The following is a 21,335-nucleotide window of genomic DNA, read 5'->3' as shown; positions in this document are numbered from 1 at the left end:
ATTAATTCGTCAAATATTTAACGACTCAAAGCGCTCAGCAGGCGCTCGCAGCATTGCCGCCATAATAATGAATGAACATAACATCAAGCTATCACGCTATCACGCTATATGGTAGGTAAACTTATGGCGCAGATGAGGCTTAAAAGCTGTCAATTGAAGACGCACAAATACAAGCACGCTGACGAGGCGCATAAAACGCATGACAATATCCTAGCTCGCAACTTTAGCCCAACAGCGCCCAATCAAGTCTGGACGGGGGATGTGACTTACATTCGTATCAAGGGTGGCTGGTGCTACCTAGCCGTTGTTTTAGATTTATATGCTCGGCGTGTGGTGGGCTTTGCTGTATCAGATTCCCCTGATAGCGTGCTGACCGCTAAAGCCCTACAGATGGCGTATCACACTAGGCTCAAACCCAGTGGCGTGCTGTTTCATTCCGATCAGGGAACCCATTACACCAGTAAGACATTTGCTGAATCCGTTGCCAGTTGTGAGGGCATGACGCAAAGTATGAGCCGTTCAGGTGTCCTAAATTAGTTGACCACTACAATTGTGGGTGGCGGACAGCAAGATGGACTACGAGCTGGAACTCTGGCTACTCCTTTAATAGTCGGCTTTCAAAAAGCGGCTGAGATAATGTGCGAGAATAAAGAGGTAGAAGCTGAGTCGCTCAAGCAGCTACGCCAAATACTCCTCGAAAACTTAAGCAAGAAACTTGATGTTGAAGTTATTGGAGATGCTGAGAGCCGCCATCCAGGAAACTTGTATCTTGCAATATCAGGTGTAGATAGTGTTCAGTTATTGAACAACCTACAACCCCATCTTGCCTTTTCTCTTAGCTCAGCTTGTGATGGGCTGAATCGGGAATACCCTCCACTTTTAAAAGCAATAGGTATAAATAAAGAAAAAGCTGAAACGACATTACGAATTTGTGTGGGTCGTATGACTACTGAAGCAGAAATTACACAAGCAGCAAATATGATTGTTAGTACTGCGCATAAAGTAAATAAAATGACTTTATAATTAATGTTGGGGTTCTACCAGAATCTGAGATGGGCTCCTCCTCTTAGTTAGTTAACCCCAGTTCGGGATAAGAGATCCATTAAGCTACTGATAGTATTGATACTTCCTATCACTCTTGAAGATCAGCTAACTCTTTGAAGGCAAGCTTCCCTATAAACAACTGTCATAAGCATGACTTTCTAAGCTCAGATATCGATTATGCAAATAATATCAATAACTTAAAAACTAGCTTATCCCGAATTCAGGTTAGTTACTAACACCATCAACAAATATCCTAAGTACTTGAGCACCCCCGATGATGCATAATAGTGATCAGTGGTAGCCAAGTTTTTGTCAGAGTGTTTACGTTTTTTCTGTACTACCCTTACCTCATAGCCATGAAAACTCTCACGAGCACCGACAAGTATTGAGCTGTTCAGACTCAAGTCTTTTTTAACATCGCTTACAGCTTGCTCGCTATATGCCCTAACCTGCCAATGTGATGAATCAATAAGCTGACACCCTACTAGCATAAAACTCTGTAGCATCTCCAGCTGGGCCTCCTTAATACCAAAATGAATCGATGAGTTATTTAAGTTATGTTTATGTGCAAATATCTCAATAAACACTCTCAACTTCTCAGGATCCTTTATAGACATCTGATAAGCTCTATCTAATGCTCTAATTATTACTTCTTGATTTTTACTACCTTTAGGCCTACCTAGTAATAATCTGTCATCATCAAACAGCTCGCTAGCAAGCTGATATAAAGATTTAGATTCATTTAGACTTATACCATGTCTAATAGCAATCTCAGGTAACAGCTCATCTCGAGAGTTGATACTTAATTTTTGCAACTCCTCTAAACAACCTATGACGTCCGCATATTTGGGGTGAATAAAAATTGAATTCGTATTTGACTCTTTAAATCCATTCAAATTATCGTTTAACAGTTGCTGGCTAGCATTGTTTTCAGATTCATCTATATTATTGAGTAATGGTACTTTATTGGAAGCTATCCTCTTAAGTAAATATGGTCTTATTTTATTTAGATGCACCGTCTTTGTCGTTGCATCATAAGCAGTTTTGTCTTGTCTATAGATAGCAGAGTAATCTAGATCTGTTATTAACTCTAAAACAGTTATAGGTAGCTGCAAGCACGCTCTGCTGAGCTGTTCCCCTGCCAGCAAGTGAGCAGTATGAATGTAATGCTCAAATGTCGTGTCACATGTTAAATGCCCTGAAAAACTTGCCAACCCAAACCACGCGCCCTGCTCTTTGCGATAACCAAGAATTCCTTTCACTATTTTTTCGCACTGGTCATTATTATAATCCGTCATCACCTGTGCCAATGGAGATTCACGTAGTACTAATGCCAGCTGACTAATAGCAGTATGTCTAAAGCTATGAAATGTGAAGTCGTGCTCTCCTAGCAACCTATCCCAAATTAACTTCATGAGATTGCTAAAAAATACACTGGGTAACGGCTGATCACCTGATCCTTGAGAAAACAAGTAACGTCGCTTCAGTCTTTTCTGCTGATGATATAGCTGAATAAATTGCTCCAGCTCGTCTTGCTTAAGTAAGCAATCAACCGGTATAAGCCGGTTTGCACTACTACTTTTCAATCTCCGATAGCGATTTGGTCTTAACCATATTTGTGGCTGATCTATTCGTTGTCCATGCTCATCAATATAGATGTCAGCTATATCACGAACTTTAACACCGATAAGTTCTTTAATTCGCAACCCTGTTCGATACGCAAGACTTAACACTACTAAGCAAAGGTTTTTCTGTTCATCGTCTAAATCCGAGTTGATCAGATACTCTTTCATTGCATGATATATCCGAGGTGATATCATGTTCGCATTTACCACTTGGCGTTTATTACCCCATGGAAAATACACAAATGGCGCATTATAGCGCTCTCGCTGATAATCATGGAAAGCTCGTAGTCTGCCGTAAGTAAATTTTTGAGTATCTTTAAGCTTATATAAACATGAAACTTTGTTTTTTCTGTACAGGCTCACTAGTTGAGCCGTTGATAATACTTTTATTTAACTCATCGTCTAAAAGACTACCTAAATCATCATCTTTATCTAGGTTGTCTTCATTAAAGTCTGTATCCTTGTGCAAGATAGATTGCTTTCTTCCATCCTTAATCTTACTTTGAATGATTTCCTCATATAAAGCTTCAAAGTCCTCACCAGACCATTCATCAAGATTCTCATCCATTGTTAGCATTAGCCAATCACGGCCAATACATCCCAAATATTTACTGATGGTATCTAACCTGTTATTGCTATCTTTCAATAAGCCCTTTACCCATCCTAAAAGACGCATGGCGTTGGGTTGGGTTAACTCCTGCTGTAACAGCTCTACTTGTATAATAGCGGATACTTTACTGCCTTTAAGGGCGTCTTGAACCTCTTTAATGAGATTCTTGCTAAAGCTTGGATACTCCCTACTATTGGTACTTTTTTGTCTGATTCTGGATAACTTGCTATAAATAACTCTGACCAAGTAAGCGGCTGTGGGTTTGATTTGAACACCTCTTGATTATAACTAATAAGCTTATTTGTGGTTAAGCCCGTCGTTTTAATCTTGCCTTGTCTAACCATAGCCAGCGCAGTATCTATATCGCCTCCCTTCATCTGCCGCCAATGATAGTCAGCATATTTTATTAAGTGTGATAAATGTGGTTTACTTTTATCTTTATTCTGTAGTTTTAGCTTCTTACAAATATCATCAACAATGATTTCAAACGATTTCACACCTTCTTTTTTAAGTTTTTATCTTTTAGCGCATATAAAAAGCAAAGTGTCATATCATCAGGTATGTACTCTACATAGCGCTGTAAGCTTGTAGCAGACATATCCTCTGAGGTATATCCTTGCGTGTAAGAACAACCGTAATTATCATCATTAATACTTAGCAAGATTAGCGCCAAACTCTCACTGCTGATACCTGAATCTGGTAATTCATCAGTTGCTGGTAGCTGCAATTGATATATCTCACGTTCGCCTAAGAGCCATTGATACAGTGCTTTTAACACATCTATGTCATTCAATCCCCCATACATCACGCTACAGTAGAGCACTGACTCAATCAAATCATTGTTTGAGAACCTTCTTTTTCGTTGCCACACTTCAATCATTTGCTGGCTAGCAAGGCTTACTTGAGCACCATTTATCATCCAATCATAAGATATTGTTAAATAATCACGCTCTGATATGACTGGCACAACTGGTTCATCCAAACTCAGTTCATGAGCTTTGTTGTAAGTCCTTATGTATTCTAAAAACCTTTGTCTGGCTAAGTAATAGCTATGTGCCGTATCAAAACGCACCTCAAGTATGCTACCAATGGTTTGATAGTATTCAGTTAGGTCTGTTCCTGTGGGTATCTGATTGTCATTAACATACGAAGCTATCAAAAATTTTGCCTCATTTTTGATAGCTTCATGACTCTTGCTTCTGTTTTCTTCTCTTAACTGATGAGCAACGGTATTATCCATATATATTCACCTCAACTTGTCGTAGGTTGAGCTCAACTGCAACTTTATCTAAGTCAGCGGATAATTCTTTTAGCTCATTAATAGATAATGACGACATTGGATGCATAGCCTCTTGATCCGGATGTTCATGACCATATAAGGCGCAGATCAAATGCTCAGGAGCCCTATTCGTGAGTAGTGAGCGTAATTGATGTCTTAGCCAGTTATCTTGATGACTAAAAAAATATTTTATCTGGTAGCGAATTTTACTAGGCGTAATACCAGTAAACCCTTTGGGGTTTTGACTAAATAGCTGAATAAGTGGCTGACTAGAGTTCGAAATTTTATTTATAGGAAATTGATCATTGGGATATATAGAATTATGCATGACCGCAAATTGCTTGATATATTCAATATAATTCTGAATCGCTGTGATTAAGAAATCACTAAGAGGAATAAGCCTTCCCTGCCCTTGTCCATGACGCTCTTCTTTATCCGACACCCATAACAGCCCCTGCCCAAAATCAAACTGATTTAAAAGCCCAGGCGCATGCTTTACAGGTCTAATCCCAGTCTGAATAAAGATGATGTGCCATAGCCAGACGCCATAAGCATTAAACTGCTCAATATAACGGTCCTGCCGTATGTTGATATTCCGCTTTAATCGACCGTTAAAGCTCTCAACTGCTTCAGCAAGCTCATCAAAAAACTTTTGACAGATATCAGTATTTAAAGTCATGTCACTACCGACATATTTTTTATACCGATTACTTTTCGTGCTAGACATACTAAGCTGTCGCAGCTCACCTTGGCTGTCCGCAGTACAGTATTCGGTCAATAGCTGTATAGCGCTGTAGTAGGTCTTCTCTAAGCTTCTCGTTTCAATACTGGTGTAATACAAAGGCGAGCTGTGTTTAACATCAACCCCAGTAATCATGTCCGCATGTAATGGCTCGTGGAGCTCATTCTTTATGACTGTATATAAACAAGCATCAATATGCTGATTCGATAATGCTGGTAAGTCCAGTTGCATTTTTAAACTTGCCAGCACTTCAGAGACCTCATTGCTATCTATCAAAAATCTATTTTCAATAACTGCTTGCAGTCTAGCTGGCAGAGGTAATTTAAATTCATTATCATGACTCTGACGATGCGGCAATAAGTGACTTCTACGATTCGAAGTTACATTAATAGTGTTACTCATAGCATAACTATCAGCAGCCAAACCGCTCTCATAACCCAACCACTTGCGCTGACTTTTATCCAGCTCTAGCTCATAAATCACGTCTTGGATCTTCCGACCACTTAGAATTGATAGCAATATAACGGCATAAACCTGACGCTGCCTATAACTGACAATAATAAAAAGCTGCCACACCCGAGCAAATAGCATCTGATAGCTCAGTAGACTTAGTTGACGTAGATTGGTAGGAAAATGAAACTGATTACAGCGGGCATGTCGATAATTGTTTTTTAGCTTCCATTGCTGCAACTCTGAAGATTTAGCGGTTGTCCTAGAAGGTTTAAAATCATTATCTAAAAGCGCAGGCGGGTCATCATCAGTAATATTTTCAGCGTCCGCCACGTTATCATTTTTATGGGGTCTGCCAAATAATGTTGCTCTTAATGGTTCATCAGTACTATCAAGGTATCGCTTATTAGAATGTGCTTTACTAAGCTCATTGTTTTGTGAGTTGGTATAGGTTTTACCTACAAACGCTTTGTTCTCTGCAACCACTTCATAGGCAAGTCTTATTTGACCAATTTTTCCAGCCAACTTTTGATTAACCACTTTGCCTGACTCTTCATCATTCCTTATCTGTGCTTCATATTGACGTAACAGCGCTAGCGCCTTCGTCAGTGAAACATGTTGAGCATGGATGTTAATCAGTTTTTTAACAATCTCAGATTGTGGATTATTATCTTTTAAGCCCATCCTTAGACGCACACTTAGCTGATTAACTTTGGCAGAGTGCTCATCCTTACGTATAGCAATCATAATGATTATTTGCAGATATGCACTCATAAACTGCCATGCTTCATTACCAGGAGGTACTTGGCCATACCTCTGGTAAAACAAGATCAGCATATAAGTGACTGCCCAATCTTCAATCTTTTTCTCTTTGATTACCATAGCGACAATAGCTTCACATTCAGATAATGCAAATACTGGCATATCTATGTTGGCCTGCTCACCAATATGTAGGCAAAAGCCTGGATTAATATAAAAAATATTAATAATCAGGTTTTGTACTTTTATACAATACGGTGAATCTAGTGGCACTAGATGATCTAAAACCCTCTGTAATTCACTGTTATCAAACTGCTTGATATTCATTAGGGCGCACCACCCAACCAGCTCATACTTTGGGGTATACCTAGAACTCGCTCTTCTATCGCAAACTTACATTGGCGATATTCATAACTACTCTGGCTAATACCTGCAAAATGGCAATATTCCTTTACAGTCAGATGTCTAATTCCCATTAGCTGAAATATAACACTTTGAGGTGCAATACTTTTAAGCGCTTCAAACAAATCAGGATGGTGAATATCTTTCAGGAATATCAAGTCTATAACTTCCATCCATGCGAGATTTTGAAGATCTTTAATACTTTCAGGGATTATTAAACATGGGTAATCACTATTATTCTCAAGCCTTAAGACCTGATCGACTCTTTGGAAATCATTAAAGAAATAAAAAGCACTGCCCCTCCATCAACCAAGCGCAGTGGTGGACGGTAGAAATTATCCAAAAACTTCATATTGATATAAGTCGTTTTAGGTCTCAATCTCTGCCAAACACATAAAGCGGATCTAGCATACGGATGTACATACAAATCATCCTTACTAGGATTAGCAAGTTTTTGCCCAACCTTAAGTTTATTATTTTTCATTATATTTATAATAATAGTGAATATAATTCATGTTAGCCAATAATCACTTAGGTGTCAAACGCTTTAGTGTTGTGGTGCTTAATATCGTAAAATAATCAATATTATTAAATAGTTAATATAATTTAAGACACAAAAAACCCCTTAATACTATAAAAAATATAGCTTTAAGAGGTTATTACATTTTATGTTTTTGTTAGGTGCGAAGGTTAAACTCGGGGTTTGAATACTTTAAGTTTGCTTTTTCAGATTAGGGACACGCCCTAATATTTTATTTATGCATGACTAAAATATTCTAGATCAAACGCCATCATAGATTGGCTACCTGATTGAGCCATCTCTATATGCGTTTGCATTCGCGGTAAAACATGGTCGATAAAATAGTCTGCCAATTTAAGCTTATTGGCATAAAATACCTCTTTCTTATACTGGCTGGACGCCACCATCATGGCATACATATAGGCAAAACACAGATACCCAGTGGCGTGTAGATAATTGACCGCACAGCCATTCACATCATCGCTCCGCTCATCCATATTACCTAATAATGTATTGGTCATGCGCTCAAGGTCATCAGCCGCCGTCAGTGTGGCTTGCTTTATGCCATGTTCCCCTGACATATTGGCAATAAAACGGCGTATTTCAGTTAAAAATCAAACAGCATGGCACCACCATCTTTGGCAACTTTGCGCCCCAGTAAGTCTAACCCCTGAATACCGTTTGCCCCTTCGTAAATTTGAGCAATGCGCGCATCGCGTACGATTTGCTCCATCCCCCAATCACAGATATAACCATGCCCGCCAAATACTTGCTGGCAGTCAACCGTTGCCTCAAATCCTTTATCACTTAAAAAGGCTTTGGTAATCGGGGTCAATAATGCAACACGCGCATTGGCCGTGTCGATCAGTTGCTTATCATGACTGTATTTTGCAATGTCCAATTGTTTGGCAACATACATCGCAAAGCAGCGCGACACTTCAGCATGAGATTTAGCATTGAGCAGCATGCGGCGTATATCGGCGTGATGGATCAAGGCGTCTGCTGATTTATCAGGGTTTTTATCCCTGAATCACTACGTGACTGCAGTCGATCGTTGGCGTAGGCCGCTGCATTTTGATACGCCAATTCTGTGACGGCAATGCCTTGCATACCGATAGCTAGACGCTCGTAGTTCATCACCAGAAACATAGAGGCAAGTCCTGTATATTCTTCACCGACCATCCAGCCTTTGGCCTGATCAAAATTGAGCACGCACGTTGCTGAGCCTTTGACGCCCATTTTATGCTCGACAGCACCAACCGAAGCGGCGTTTCGTGCCCCAATTTGATAGTCACCACAACCATCTTCTTCAAGCAAATATTTGGGTACAATAAATAAAGAAATACCCTTCGAGCCTGCAGGGGCATTGGGTGTTTTTGCCAATACCAAATGAATGATGTTTTCTGTCAAGTCATGATCACCACCGGTCACAAAAATCTTGCTGCCAGTGATGTCGTAGCTGCCATCTTCATTAGGAACCGCTTTGGTTTTGATCAGTCCCAAATCGGTCCCCGCATGTGCTTCCGTTAAACACATCGTGCCTGCCCATTCGCCAGCGTATATTTTCTCCAGATACATGTCTTTTTGTACCTCGGAAGCTGACTTCAGTAAGCACAGGCCTGCACCCAACGCAAGGTTGGGGTAAAGCGCGAACGCTTGATTAGTACTAAACATCATCTCTTCTTGAAACATCGATACCATTTTAGGAAACCCTTGCCCGCCATACTCTGGCGTTGCCCCTAGGCCAACCCAGCCGGCCTCTTTATACTGATCATAAGCCTGTTTAAAACCCGTCGGCGTACTGACTGCGCCATAGCCTTCTTCATCATACGAAAAACTAACCCCTTCTTCATCGCCGCTGCGATTCAAAGGCAGCAATACATTTTTGGTGAACTTGGACAATGCTTCAAGCACGATATCCACAGTATCCATCTCAATATGGTTCAGGCTTTTGTTGACCTGCCAAAATGATGGGGCATCAAAAACATCCGTCAATAAAAAACGTATGTCTTGTAGCGGGGCATTATAGATATGCATAAATATTCCTTCTGATAAAACCTAACATCAAATAATGGGGCGTAATGATCTACTCAAGCATTTTTACACCTTACAGGCTTCACTAGCCGCTTTTACCTTCTCATATACTGCATCGGCATCGACCCCATTTTGATTTACAGAATTGAGGTATTTTTGCGTGCCTTGCTTTAAAAGACCTGACCATGCTGGGTCATTGAGTGGATCAGGAATATCAACAATAGTATTACCCGCATCTTTGGCAGCTTGCAGAGCTTCCCTATCGTCTTCAGTCAGCATGTCCCCCACTTTTTTCGCAAATACCATGCCAGAGTTATCATCAATAACTTTTTGCAAGTCAGGTGATAGTGAATCGTACTTGTCTTTATTCATATTGATGACCACGCTAGAGGAATAAAGCGGAATATTGGTGTGATTGTCGACCAGCTCATTCACACGAAATATGGGTACGCCATCCCAAGGCAAGCTCAACCCATCGATGACCCCACGCTGTAAAGAGGTATAGATATCGGTCGCAGGTAACCCGACTGGCGCGGCGCCCATACTTTCTATGATGTCACCAGCCACGGCAGAGGGGCGGCGTATACGTAGGCCTTTCATGTCGTCAGGTTTGGCAATCAATTTAGTGCTATGAAGTACGCCAGGTCCAAGACCGTAAAGCGATATGACATGAGAATCTTCATACTCGCTTGCGATAGTCCCGTTGTCATACAACGTCTGCATCAGACAGCTCATCTGAGACCCTGAGTTTGATAGACCTGGTAATTCAGCGATTTGTGACAATGGAAAGCGGCCACTAGTGTAACCCTGCAACTGTATGCCGATATCTACCCTACCGTTTACCACAGCCTCATACGTATCAGAGGGTTTGGTGAGTGTAGATCCAGGAAAATTCTCGATTTTGATACGACCATTGGATTCTTCTTCGATTTTTTTGGCCCAAGGTTCAAATATCTCCGCATTCATGGCCGATGGTGCAGGCATGAAATGTGACATACGCAAGACTACCACCTCATCCGCGCCGCCATTTTTGGCTTCTGAGCCACTGCTGCACGCCGTCAGACTCAGTGGTAATACCAGTGATAATGCCAACATAGAAAGGCCGTGGCGTAAATTGAGAGTAGCCTTAGTACGAGTATTTCTGAAATGCGCGTTATCGCTAGACATGATCAAATCCTTTGATTAATAGAGTGAGGGCGACATCATATTTGTTTCTTGTATTACAAAGCGGATAACCCAAATCTACCCTCTCATTTGAGCCTTAATTACTACGTAACCACTCATAATATTATAAACCTTCTTTATAATATAATTTTAATAATTAATCTAAAAACTTATAAATCCTTTATTATTGGTACATAATACGGTTTAACGTATAAATATGTCAAACAATTTTATAAAGAAGCTTGACAATTATTCAGATAAGTTGCTATATTGTAATACGAGTTAACACAAACTTAATAACTGGTAAACAGCTGCATTGTTCTTATCAGTCATAAGGAGGTTTACTACGCGCTCAGTAGTACGTGTCATACACCGCTATCATCATACGGCGAACAATAAGGTTTTGTTTCCTGTCGTGATGTCATATGAGCGAGCGTTGAAGAGCTGTGGTTAGCGCATAAAGGCAGAAAACAAAAGGAATTGGTTAGTGCCAGATGACATGATCTGCACTATTTTTTATAGGCTAAAGTCGCTATAAGCACTAAGCAGTAGCGAATAGCGCGCGTGATTTTTGGCACGCGTGACTTTGGTTTTAAAATAAACACGGAGTGTGAAGTATATGCGTAATCTAAAAACGGTATTGTTTGCGGTATCCACCTTATCCCTATGTAACCACGTACAAGCAATAGATGTTGTCACGACAGGTGATACCACGCTAAGCATCGGCGGTTATGTTAAAGCCGAAGGGATGTTTATTTCGCCTGATGACAAAGATTCTGATTTTGAAGGCAATATCAGAGAATCAAGGATCAATCTCAAAGCCACTACACTCGTGGATGACAAAAAACTGACCGGCTTTATTGAAGGCGATTTTTATGGCGATTTTACAGGCTATGATAGCGGTACGCCTGAATTAAGGCTACGCCATGCTTTTATGCAATATGACAAATTTACGGTAGGTAAGACCTGGAGCGGTCAGTTTTTTGCTGTTGCCCCGCGCCTCACAGAACAGCTTGATTTCTATGGCACAGGCTTTGGTACCATCGCGGGTAGTGGGCTTTATGTTCGTCCAGACCTGACATTTCATTATGTGAATGACGGACTACGAGTGACCGCGCAAGATCCTATCTATGACGATGCCAACTTACCCGATATGGTGGTCAGCTATAGCGACAATATTGCTGATTTTGGCTACACTGCCGCCGTGACTGGCCGTGAAGCGGGTACGAGTATTGAAGATGAGTCGGATTCAGACATCGGTATTGGTGCGTCATTAGCAGGTAAGTACAAGATAGGCAATGGGGCGCTACATGGTAGTGTCTATACTGGCAAAGGTATGGGAGTATACTCAGGCGTGTGTACGACAGGGGCGCTCACCCCAGTCAGTGTCAACTGTGATGCCGAGAATGGTAAGCTGGTCTCGCAAACGGGATTTAGCGTCGGCTATAGCCATACTTTTACGCCAAAATTGCGCGGTAACATGCGCTATGGTGAGGTCAATGTGGATGATGAGGCGGACAACTCAATCGATATAAAAAGTGCCAACCTTATTTATACCTACTTACCGGATCTTGATGTTGGTATTGAATGGCGCGATCGCAGCGATACCACCCTACCATGGCGCTTAAAAGGTCAAGAAGTCGAGGTGATGGCCAAATATAAATTCTAAGCGGTCATTCTTTTAAACCACACGCTGCTAAACCGCATAGCCACATAGTTATTAGCCACATAGTTATTAGCCCAAAATAAAACCGATACGTTGTCATAAACGTATCGGTTTTATTTATAGGTTTGCTTATACTTTTGAGTTTGTTTTGAGAGGTATCCCTATTTAAAAATGGTGATAAACGTTTGAATTAGGGACACGCTCTAGGCGTCTTGTTTTAAGTTCGCAATCAATCTCTGTATGGTGGCTTTTAGCATCATAACATTCTCAGCAGGCAGCCCCGCGAGCATCTTATTTTCAAAACCCATCGCTTTTGCCTTACATCGCTCGTACACTGCTTGCCCATCTAGCGTGAGACCGATCAGTAAAATACGTCCATGATTGGGATCGTCACTTTTACTGATCCACCCCTTCTCTTCCATCGTTTTGATGATTTGATTAGAGGCTTGCGGACTGATAAATGATCGTGAAGCCAGTTTGGCATTTGCCATTTCACCATGCAGATGAAGGTTTGATAGCATGGTGAATTGGGGCAAACTGACATCCAACTCTGAGAGTAATTCACTGAGCTGTTGACTAACGAGCTTGTCGAGCTTACCAACGCTATAGCTAACGGTTGGCGCATTGCCAGTAGGCTTGCTTGACTGTATGTTATTCAATGGATTTTCCTTGCTCGACAGTATTAGGTACTCTAGAGCGTGTCCTCATTTAGGCACTTTCGTTCAGATTGAAGGCACACTCTAGCGTGTCATGTTAAGCTATTTGGCCAAAAACCTCAATTTATCTGCTTTGTCTCCGTATAATTTATCCGTTTCTTTCACTCTATTATTGCGCAGTTTTCGTTGATTGAGAGTGCCTTTGTCGGTTTTCTCACCTTCAACCACATTGGGCGGAGTTTCCATCAAATAGATACGGGCAATTATTTTTGAGCTGGCTTCATAGCCGTCATTGATGGTACTCATGAAGTCGCTAAACCATGCCTGCAATCGATCATGCTCTAGCACCTGCTTAAGTTCAGTATCATGCAGCTCGGTTAATTTACGTGCCACTTTTTCTTTTACAAACACAAAAGCCCCAATTTCACTTTTTCCTTCACCCGTCAATACCACATCTTCGATCAGCTCCATACCTTTTAATACCATACGGTTACGCAGTTCGCCCACGTTGACAAAAGTTCCTGTGGTTAATTTAAAATCCTCAGCGATACGGCCATCATAGACCAAACCCTCTGAAAGATCGTTAGGGTTGTAAGGCAGTACGCCATCACCGCTGCAGTAAAATCCTTCGTCATCAAAACTGTCTGCTGCCTTGGATGTGCCAGTATCATGCCGCCAATACCCTGGCATCACATGGGGGCCTTTGATACGCAGCTCTATTTTGTCCTTTATCGGTACCAGTTTGATTTCAACACCTGCTGCAGGCACGCCCAAAAAGCTTGGCGTGTCGTTTGATAGACCCGTGGTAAAGGTACAAGACGGTGAGGTCTCTGTCATACCGATGCCCGACATAATGCGGATTCTTTCGCCGCAGTGTTGATAGCTGATATCGCCCAGCTGTTGCCACAGCTCTGCCGATAAACTGGCACCGCCAAAAAAGTACAAATCGACCTTTTTGAAAAAGTTATCGCGCAGTGCCTCATCTTCTTCTAAGGCATTGGCAAGCATCGACCACCCAACGGGTACGTTAAAGTACTTACTGGGAGAGATTTCTTTAAGATTGCGAATGGTCTCATCAAACTTACCGGCAACAGGACGACCATCATCAATATAAAACGTCCCGCCATTATATAATGCAATGCCAAGGTTGTGACTGCCACCAAAGGTATGATGCCAGCTGAGCCAATCGACTAATACCAGCGGATCTTCTTCTGTCAGACATAGTCCTTGCTTGAGCATTTGCTGATTACTGCACAGCATACGGTGGGTCGTGGGCACAACTTTTGGGTTGCCTGTGGAGCCTGAGGTAAAGAGGAACTTGACAATGCTGTCTGCTGACATTTGCTTATGGGTTTGCTCAACCGCATCCGTCGCCTCAGTTGCTAGCAAATCATTCAGATTCAGGCACGGCTCGCCATCAATATTGCCCGTCGATGTGATGATCGGTTTGTCCATCTGACCACAAGCCTTGAGCTGACGCAAAAACCCTTTGCCATCACCCGCATAAAACAGAGCTGGCGTGAGCTTGTCGATCACGTACTGCAACTTATCGGGGTTTTTGGCCACCAATGAATAGGCAGGTACGACCAAGGCATAAGGCACATTTGCCAGCATCGCACCGCACATGAGTAAGAACACCTCAATTGAGTTCTCAGATAAGATCATCAATGGGCGCTCTTCTGAGAGATCATATTCAAGTAATGCCTGAGCAATGCTACGCGCCTTTTTTAACACATCGCTGTAGGTCAGTTTGACCCAATCGCCACGCTCATTGGTGGCGACATTTAGCTCACGTCGTGCAATCAGTACTCTATCGGGATATTTTTTGGCATATTCGTATAATTTATCAAATAAAAAATCGGGATAATCGTCCAGCGGTGTTGTAGCGTTTATGTAGTGAATATCGCCTTCTGAATCATACTTTTGATGAACGACAGCATCGCTGCTACCGACAGCAACGGCACGTTCTGGATAGCTGTGATAGGTAAATTGGGTCATGAAATATTCCTTTATTTCTAATTATTTGCTTCCTTTTCGTACTTTGTTTTTCCTTACATCAAATCGGATAATGTTTTGGCGTACTACGCATGGTAACCCAGCGAAGTTCAGTAAATTCGCTGATTGAAGCTTTGCTACCAAAACGCCCATAGCCGCTAGATTTGACACCGCCGAATGGCATAGGTGCTTCATCGTCTACAGTGGCAGAATTGATATGACATATGCCGCTTTCAATGCGTTTGGCAAGATTCATAGCGCGTCCAATATCTTTGCTAAAGATAGCAGCAGACAGCCCAAACTCTGAGGCATTGGCTTTCATGATTGCTTCATCATCGTCTGCTACTCGCTCTAAGGTACAGACAGGACCAAAAGACTCTTCCGTATAAAGCTGCATTTCTGGAGAGATATGCTCTAACAGGATTGGGCTAACAGCCGTACCGTTAAAAGTGTAATCAGTAATGGCATTAGCGCCTTTATCTTCTGCGTCTTTTACCAGAGCCTTGATACGATCAGCGGCTTGCTGACTTATCACATGGGCAATATGTACTTGGTCTGTTGGCAAACCAGTAACAAAACCATCAATCTTTAATTTAAGATACTCAATCAGTTTGTCCGCAACTTTCTCATTGACCAAAACACGCTCTGTACTCATACAGATTTGACCTTGATTAAAAAAAGCACCAAAAGCAATAGCATTGGCGGCTTCTTCGAGATCTGCATCTTCACAGACAATAACGGGCGCTTTTCCTCCCAACTCTAGGATGACTGGTTTTAGATACTCGGCACATTGTTTGGCAATGATTTTTCCGACATGCGTTGAACCTGTGAAGTTGATACGCTTGACGGCTGGGTGGGCGATCAGAGCCGTCACAACGCTTGGTGCATCTTCGCTACTATGCGTCACCAAATTAACAACCCCTTCACCCAAACCTGCCTCATTTAGCGTTTGGATCAATAGCTCATGGGTAGCAGGACAGTTTTCAGAGGCTTTAAGCACTACTGTATTTCCACAAGCCAACGGCATGGCAAGAGCCCGCGTCGCCAATATGATAGGCGCGTTCCAAGGCGCCATTCCTACCACTACGCCGCAAGGTACACGCCAAGCCATCGCCATACGGCCTTCGGCATCGCTCGGAATAATATCACCTTGAATTTGAGTGACCATTCCTGCTGCATCACGCAGCATATTGGCAGCTACCTGCACATTGAAATCGTACCATGCACCACTTGACCCCATTTCAGTCATGCCGATATCGATAAACTCCTCTGCCCGTGAGGCAAGTAAATCGGCAGCTTTTAGTAACCGTATTCTTTTTCACTCGGTGGTAGCGCTGACCACATTGGAAAAGCAGGCGGCGGCGGCCTCAATCGCTTTATTTGCATCATCAGCCTTTCCAGCAGCTGCTTTGGTGACAACGTCACCAGTAGTTGAGCCAATATGGTCAAAGGTACTGTTGTCGGTTGCGGGGCATGATTTACCATTAATAATCATTTGGACGTGATACATATTGGAGTTCCTTTTCCAGATAGAAGTAGACGCTATTTAGATTTTATCTTTCATTTTTTATTTAATAAAATACTGAAAGCCCTGTTATAGAAGGGCTTTACAGCAAAAAAACTATTGTATTTTTAATCGGTTATTTCACAAGTCTATAACTGCAAGACGCTTACCGCTTGTACGTTTGTAGCCCAGGCTTAATGCTTTTTTCGTCAAGGAACTGACGCATACCTTCAGCGCGTCCATTTTCTGGATCACGCATAGCGCACTGATCAATCTTGGCGTAGAGATAGTCTTCATTTTGATCCCATGTCAGCTCACGACAGCGCTTAAAGCCATTTTTTGCATAGCGCAGCACGACTGGGTTTTTTGCGAGTAGCACTTTTGCTACTTTCTCTACTTCGGCCTTTAGCTCGTCAAGTGGGACACTTTTATTAACCAGACCCATCTCTGCCGCTTTTTTACCTTTAAACGGTTCGCCCGTCATAATGTAATACAACGATTCGCGGTGGCCCACCGTATCCGCCATCGCTTTACTGACTAGATTACCCGGTGGAATACCCCAGTTCACCTCTGACAGACCAAAGGTCGCTTCATCAGCACAATAGGCCAGATCACAGGCCACCAGCGGCGAGAAAGCACCACCGAAACACCAGCCATTAACCATAGCAATGGTCGGTTTGCTGTACATGCGCAGCAGTTGCCACTGCCAGCGGCAAGCGTCTCTGCGCGTTCTTTCTTGCACAATCTCAGGCTGGCCATCTGTCTCACGGAAGTATTCTTTAGATCCATCCCAGCGGTCCATGCACTGCCTTCGCCGGTGATTACTACCACCCCTGCTTCTGGGTCTTGCTCTAGCGTTTCTAGTATGTCGATCATTTCTCGGTTGAGCGTTGGGCTCATGCAGTTGCGCTGATCTGGACGATTGAAAGTCACCCAAGCAATATTTTCGGTCACTTCTACTTTGACGGTTGTCCAGCGGTTTTTATAATCTGACATAGTGTGCTCCATGATGTGTATTGTTACTTTCCTGATGGTATATAGATAAATATTATTCAAAGAATCAACGTCAATTCTTGAGCAGGCAACTAAGACTAGCTTAGATAGTCACTGATAACGTGCTGCTGATCTCGACTCAATATTATCAATAAAGTTGATAACATGTAAAGCTATTTCTAACAGGAATTTGATGTTTGAATACTTTATTTTTGATAAATATCTATATGAAGCGATAATACTTATCACTTTATTACCAAAAAAGCGATTTACAGGGATTTAATTATCATTGAGTCAGAATACACACTATAATAGTTCTTATGAATATCTATGACAGTTAATATTTTTAATAAATCTAGTTGATAATAAACTGTATATTTATAGGATAAAAACGTATCAAACAGCAATAGTTACAGTGAGGTCAGCATAAATTTATTCCCCTTATGTTATAAATCAAGTTACTGGAACCTTTGACTATCAACATGAGCTTAAAATACAAAAAAACCATGCCGTCATTGAGGCGGCATGGCGAAAAAATAGAGATAAGGGACTGAGCGAAGACCATTGCATCGTACTCAGTCCTATCAATAAGGCGTTAATTCAACAGCACAAGAGAGATGGCAGGGAACATCACCAAGATAACCAAACGAATCACATCAGAGACAATAAATGGTGCCACTCCGCGGAACATATCGCTCAGCTTAATGTGCGGTGCCATCGCCTTAATCACAAAGATATTCATCCCCATCGGCGGCGTAATCAAACCAAGCTCCACCGTCAATACTGCAATAATGCCAAACCAGACAGGATCAAACCCTAGCGCTAAAATGATTGGATATACCACAGGTATCGTGATTACCAGCATCGCTAAGGCATCCATGAACAGTCCCAATAGGAAGTACATGAATAGAATACAGATCAGCACAATCATTGGACTGACCGCTAAGCCTCCAATCCAAGACGCCAGCGTATAAGACAAGCGTGAGACTGAAATAAAGTATCCCAATGCCTCTGCACCCAGTAGCATAAAGAACACCACGGCAGAGAGCGCTAGCGTCTCAATCAATGACTGCTTGAGACCATCTAGACGCATGCCTTTAGCAAAGGCATAAGCCCAAGAGACAAAGGCCCCTACTGCGGCGCCTTCTGCTGGGGTGAATAACCCAAAGAAGATACCAGCAATAATCACAATAAAGATGAAGCTAAACGGTATCAGACCAGTCAGTGACAGTAGTTTGGCTTTCCAAGACGTTTTCTCACCGCGCTTTGCCAGATGCGGTTTCCAGCGTACCATCACCATGACGGTGATTGAGTACATCACCATGCCAAGCATACCCGGTAAGAAACCAGCGATGAACATATCACCTACTGACTGCTGGGTTAAGATCGCATAGACCAGTAGAGCGATACTGGGCGGAATCATAATACCAAGCGTACCGCCAGCGGCTAAGATACCGCAGGCAAAGCCTGGTTGATAGCCGTACTTCTCCATTTGCGGTAGCGCGACTTTGGTCATGGTAGAGGCAGTGGCAAGCGACGAGCCTGAGATAGAGGCAAAGATACCGGATGAACCAATGCCTGCAATACCAAGACTGCCCCTTACCCCGCCAAATATGGTTCGGGTGGCTTCAAAGAGTTTACCTGCCATACCCGAGTGAGTCGCAAACACGCCCATCAGAATAAATAAAGGAATGGCACTAAAATCATACTTTGCTAAGACATCGACTGGGATGTCTTTTAGCATTTGCAGAGCACCACTAGGCGCGGTGACCGCACCAAAACCAACCAATCCCACACCTAACATGGCAAGCGCCACTGGAACTCGCAGGACAACAAGCAGAATCATGACGATTAAGCCGATAGCTCCAATAATTTCTGGACTCATGCGCCTGTCTCCTCGGCGTCAAAGAACTCGCCTGTTTTAAAGATGTTGATGGATTCGATCAGTGAGCGTATGGCTAGAAAAGCACTTAACAAGGCACTGATCAGGTAGATTGGCATCATGGAGATACGAAGATCTTGGGTGACTTTGCCAAACTCCATGGCGTCGATGGCGCTCTCATAGAGTCCCCATGCAAAGACGATGCCGATGGCAAAGAAGCCAAGCATAAAGACGCCCATCATGTAGCCTTTGATAGACTGGGGCATTTTCTGGGTAAAGACATCTACGATGATTTGTGAGCGTTCGACAAAAGCGGCAAAGGCAGCCAGTAGTGCAAAGAGCATAAAGTAGGAGACGACCTCTACACTGCCTTTGACGGTAAAGCCAAACTCACCGCCAGTAAGTTTAAAGATGTAACGGGCGACGACGTCTAGCATGGTGGTGAGAACAATAATGATAAGACTGATACCGCCGATAAGCTGACACAATCTAGAGATGAGGACGCTGAGCTTGATTAGTAGGGTCATGTTGCACCTACCGCGTTACCAAAGGCAGATACATAATGAGTCGACTCATTATGTATAAGCGGCCAAACAGTCTGCATGACTGCTATAGACAATTTTTTTCATCATGAAATCCCTTCTTGATGGTTAAGAACTTTACGTATGATGGAACACTAAGCGTTTATCTAAATTATGGTTGTTGCAATGCGGCACCTGTTTTTGCTTGCAACTCATCAAAGGTTAGTCCATCGACCATGTCACGAACCATCAACCCTTGCTCAGTGATATCAATCACCGCAAGATCCGTATAAATTCGATTAACACATTTTTCGCCAGTGATAGGTAGCTTTAGATTTTCGACAATTTTAGGATCACCATTTTTGCTAACATGATCCATGATGACGTACACTTTTTAGCACCAACTGCCAAATCCATGGCACCGCCAACGGCTGGAATGTCTTTTGGACGACCCAAAAACCAGTTGGCAATATCGCCATTTTCAGCCACTTCAAATGCCCCAAGAACACATAGGTCAATGTGCCCTCCACGGATCATGGCAAACGAGTCACCATGGTGAAAATAACTACCACCTTTGAGTAAGGTGATATATTGTTTACCGGCATTGATCAAGTCGCCATCTCTATCCGCTTCCTCAGGCGCTGGTCCCATACCTAGCACACCGTTCTCACTGTGCAAAAAATGTCTTTGTCTTTTGGAAGAAAATCAGCGACTCGGGTTGGCTGTCCGATGCCTAGATTGACATACATGCCCTCTTCGATATCTTGGGCAACGCGCTTGGCAATCTCTTCGACTGAACGTGAGGTGTAATCACTCATGATGCCTCTCCTTCAATACAGACGACTTCGTGGACAAAAATACCTGGGGTGATAATGTGTTCTGGATCGAGTACTCCGAGCTCAACCACTTCGCTGACTTGAGCGATAGTATGGTGGGAGGCTGCCGCCATAATCGGACCAAAATTACGCGCAGCTTTGCGATACGTCAGATTGCCCCAGCGATCGCCTTTAAAGGCTTTAATCAAGGCAAAATCAGCTTTAATAGGATATTCCAATACGTAGTTTTTGCCGTCAATCTTGCGGGTTTCCTTGCCTTCCGCAAGCAGTGTGCCGTAGGCCGTTGGGGTATAAATGGCACCAAGACCACTACCACCTGCTTGCATACGCGCCGCTAGCGTGCCTTGCGGTACCACTTCTAACTCAATTTTTCCTGCGCGGTAAAGATCATCAAAGATATACGAGTCATGCTGACGCGGAAACGAGCAAATAATCTTGCGCACGCAACCTGACTTTAGTAACAGTGCCAATCCCGTCTCGCCATTGCCTGCATTATTGCTAACGATGGTTAAATCCTTAGCATTGCGTTCAATCAGTGCGTCAATCAGTTCTGCTGGTTGACCTGCCAAACCAAAGCCACCTATCAAAATGGTTGCGCCATCATTGATATGGCTCATGGCATCGATAGCAGATTCCGTCACTTTATTTAACAT

At 42.7% G+C, this 21,335-nt stretch carries 13 protein-coding genes and 4 pseudogenes; 3 read left to right on the top strand and 14 right to left on the bottom strand.

Going from position 1 to position 21,335, the window contains the following annotated elements; all coding sequences use genetic code 11:
- The first annotated feature begins 123 nt into the window (after positions 1-123).
- Both ACOBWA_RS03245 and ACOBWA_RS03240 read left to right on the top strand, forming a co-directional pair.
- The gene (locus ACOBWA_RS03245; RefSeq protein WP_238052297.1) at positions 124-537 is read left to right on the top strand and encodes a DDE-type integrase/transposase/recombinase; all 414 of its coding nucleotides are present in this window, start codon (positions 124-126) and stop codon (positions 535-537) included.
- On the top strand, positions 538-1,023 hold the full coding sequence (locus ACOBWA_RS03240) for an aminotransferase class V-fold PLP-dependent enzyme (protein ID WP_102092400.1): 486 nt from the start codon (positions 538-540) through the stop codon (positions 1,021-1,023).
- A 230-nt stretch (positions 1,024-1,253) separates the two neighbouring features.
- Here ACOBWA_RS03240 and ACOBWA_RS03235 read toward each other — a convergent pair whose 3' ends face one another.
- The 6 genes and pseudogenes from ACOBWA_RS03235 to ACOBWA_RS03210 form a co-directional block, all read right to left on the bottom strand.
- Positions 1,254-2,837 carry a tyrosine-type recombinase/integrase gene (locus ACOBWA_RS03235; protein WP_420230209.1) on the bottom strand — a complete coding sequence of 528 codons (1,584 nt, stop codon included), beginning with the start codon at positions 2,835-2,837 and terminating at the stop codon, positions 1,254-1,256.
- A 154-nt stretch (positions 2,838-2,991) separates the two neighbouring features.
- On the bottom strand, positions 2,992-3,525 hold the full coding sequence (locus ACOBWA_RS03230; protein WP_420230208.1) for a hypothetical protein: 534 nt from the start codon (positions 3,523-3,525) through the stop codon (positions 2,992-2,994).
- 247 nt (positions 3,526-3,772) lie between these two features.
- The gene (locus tag ACOBWA_RS03225) at positions 3,773-4,519 is read right to left on the bottom strand and encodes a hypothetical protein (RefSeq protein ID WP_420230207.1); all 747 of its coding nucleotides are present in this window, start codon (positions 4,517-4,519) and stop codon (positions 3,773-3,775) included.
- Positions 4,512-6,836, bottom strand: coding sequence for a hypothetical protein (locus ACOBWA_RS03220; protein WP_420230206.1), 2,325 nt, complete (start codon positions 6,834-6,836; stop codon positions 4,512-4,514). The genes ACOBWA_RS03225 and ACOBWA_RS03220 overlap by 8 nt, the downstream gene beginning before the upstream one ends.
- Before the next feature lie 831 nt (positions 6,837-7,667).
- Positions 7,668-9,468, bottom strand: a pseudogene (locus tag ACOBWA_RS03215) (acyl-CoA dehydrogenase C-terminal domain-containing protein).
- 63 nt (positions 9,469-9,531) lie between these two features.
- On the bottom strand, positions 9,532-10,560 hold the full coding sequence (locus ACOBWA_RS03210; protein WP_228707158.1) for a TRAP transporter substrate-binding protein: 1,029 nt from the start codon (positions 10,558-10,560) through the stop codon (positions 9,532-9,534).
- Positions 10,561-11,248: 688 nt separating this feature from the next.
- Here ACOBWA_RS03210 and ACOBWA_RS03205 point away from each other — a divergent pair.
- Positions 11,249-12,298: a hypothetical protein gene (locus ACOBWA_RS03205; protein WP_102092394.1), complete on the top strand. Its 1,050-nt coding sequence runs from the start codon at positions 11,249-11,251 to the stop codon at positions 12,296-12,298.
- 200 nt (positions 12,299-12,498) lie between these two features.
- On the opposite strand, the gene ACOBWA_RS03200 is transcribed toward ACOBWA_RS03205, so the two are convergent.
- The 8 genes and pseudogenes from ACOBWA_RS03200 to ACOBWA_RS03165 form a co-directional block, all read right to left on the bottom strand.
- Positions 12,499-12,954, bottom strand: a complete 456-nt coding sequence (locus ACOBWA_RS03200) for a MarR family winged helix-turn-helix transcriptional regulator (protein WP_102092393.1) — start codon at positions 12,952-12,954, stop codon at positions 12,499-12,501.
- Positions 12,955-13,053: 99 nt separating this feature from the next.
- Positions 13,054-14,949 (bottom strand): feruloyl-CoA synthase, encoded by a 1,896-nt coding sequence (locus ACOBWA_RS03195; RefSeq protein WP_102092392.1) that lies wholly within the window; start codon positions 14,947-14,949, stop codon positions 13,054-13,056.
- 58 nt (positions 14,950-15,007) lie between these two features.
- A pseudogene (locus ACOBWA_RS03190) lies at positions 15,008-16,456 on the bottom strand (aldehyde dehydrogenase).
- A gap of 160 nt (positions 16,457-16,616) precedes the next feature.
- Positions 16,617-17,446: pseudogene (locus ACOBWA_RS03185) on the bottom strand (p-hydroxycinnamoyl CoA hydratase/lyase).
- 592 nt (positions 17,447-18,038) lie between these two features.
- On the bottom strand, positions 18,039-19,328 hold the full coding sequence (locus ACOBWA_RS03180) for a TRAP transporter large permease (protein WP_420230205.1): 1,290 nt from the start codon (positions 19,326-19,328) through the stop codon (positions 18,039-18,041).
- Entirely contained in the window at positions 19,325-19,852 is a 528-nt protein-coding gene (locus ACOBWA_RS03175) for a TRAP transporter small permease (protein ID WP_420230204.1), read from the bottom strand. The genes ACOBWA_RS03180 and ACOBWA_RS03175 overlap by 4 nt, the downstream gene beginning before the upstream one ends.
- 166 nt (positions 19,853-20,018) lie before the next feature.
- Positions 20,019-20,664, bottom strand: a pseudogene (locus ACOBWA_RS03170) (3-oxoacid CoA-transferase subunit B).
- Positions 20,661-21,335, bottom strand: a complete 675-nt coding sequence (locus tag ACOBWA_RS03165; protein WP_102090527.1) for a 3-oxoacid CoA-transferase subunit A — start codon at positions 21,333-21,335, stop codon at positions 20,661-20,663. Before ACOBWA_RS03165 ends, ACOBWA_RS03170 begins: the two are co-directional and overlap by 4 nt.

It is taken from the genome of Psychrobacter sp. ER1, assembly GCF_048631835.1.
Classification (GTDB): Bacteria; Pseudomonadota; Gammaproteobacteria; order Pseudomonadales; family Moraxellaceae; genus Psychrobacter.
This window is presented reverse-complemented; position numbering and strand designations above follow the sequence as displayed.

What these genes read in the sequence shown, in the direction of transcription:
- ACOBWA_RS03225 (WP_420230207.1), bottom strand. Translation starts at nt 4,519, where the DNA reads ATGGATAATACCGTTGCTCATCAGTTAAGAGAAGAAAACAGAAGCAAG.
- ACOBWA_RS03175 (WP_420230204.1), bottom strand. Translation starts at nt 19,852, where the DNA reads ATGACCCTACTAATCAAGCTCAGCGTCCTCATCTCTAGATTGTGTCAG.
- ACOBWA_RS03220 (WP_420230206.1), bottom strand. Translation starts at nt 6,836, where the DNA reads ATGAATATCAAGCAGTTTGATAACAGTGAATTACAGAGGGTTTTAGAT.
- ACOBWA_RS03245 (WP_238052297.1), top strand. Translation starts at nt 124, where the DNA reads ATGGCGCAGATGAGGCTTAAAAGCTGTCAATTGAAGACGCACAAATAC.
- ACOBWA_RS03180 (WP_420230205.1), bottom strand. Translation starts at nt 19,328, where the DNA reads ATGAGTCCAGAAATTATTGGAGCTATCGGCTTAATCGTCATGATTCTG.
- ACOBWA_RS03165 (WP_102090527.1), bottom strand. Translation starts at nt 21,335, where the DNA reads ATGTTAAATAAAGTGACGGAATCTGCTATCGATGCCATGAGCCATATC.
- ACOBWA_RS03205 (WP_102092394.1), top strand. Translation starts at nt 11,249, where the DNA reads ATGCGTAATCTAAAAACGGTATTGTTTGCGGTATCCACCTTATCCCTA.
- ACOBWA_RS03195 (WP_102092392.1), bottom strand. Translation starts at nt 14,949, where the DNA reads ATGACCCAATTTACCTATCACAGCTATCCAGAACGTGCCGTTGCTGTC.
- ACOBWA_RS03210 (WP_228707158.1), bottom strand. Translation starts at nt 10,560, where the DNA reads ATGTTGGCATTATCACTGGTATTACCACTGAGTCTGACGGCGTGCAGC.
- ACOBWA_RS03235 (WP_420230209.1), bottom strand. Translation starts at nt 2,837, where the DNA reads ATGAAAGAGTATCTGATCAACTCGGATTTAGACGATGAACAGAAAAAC.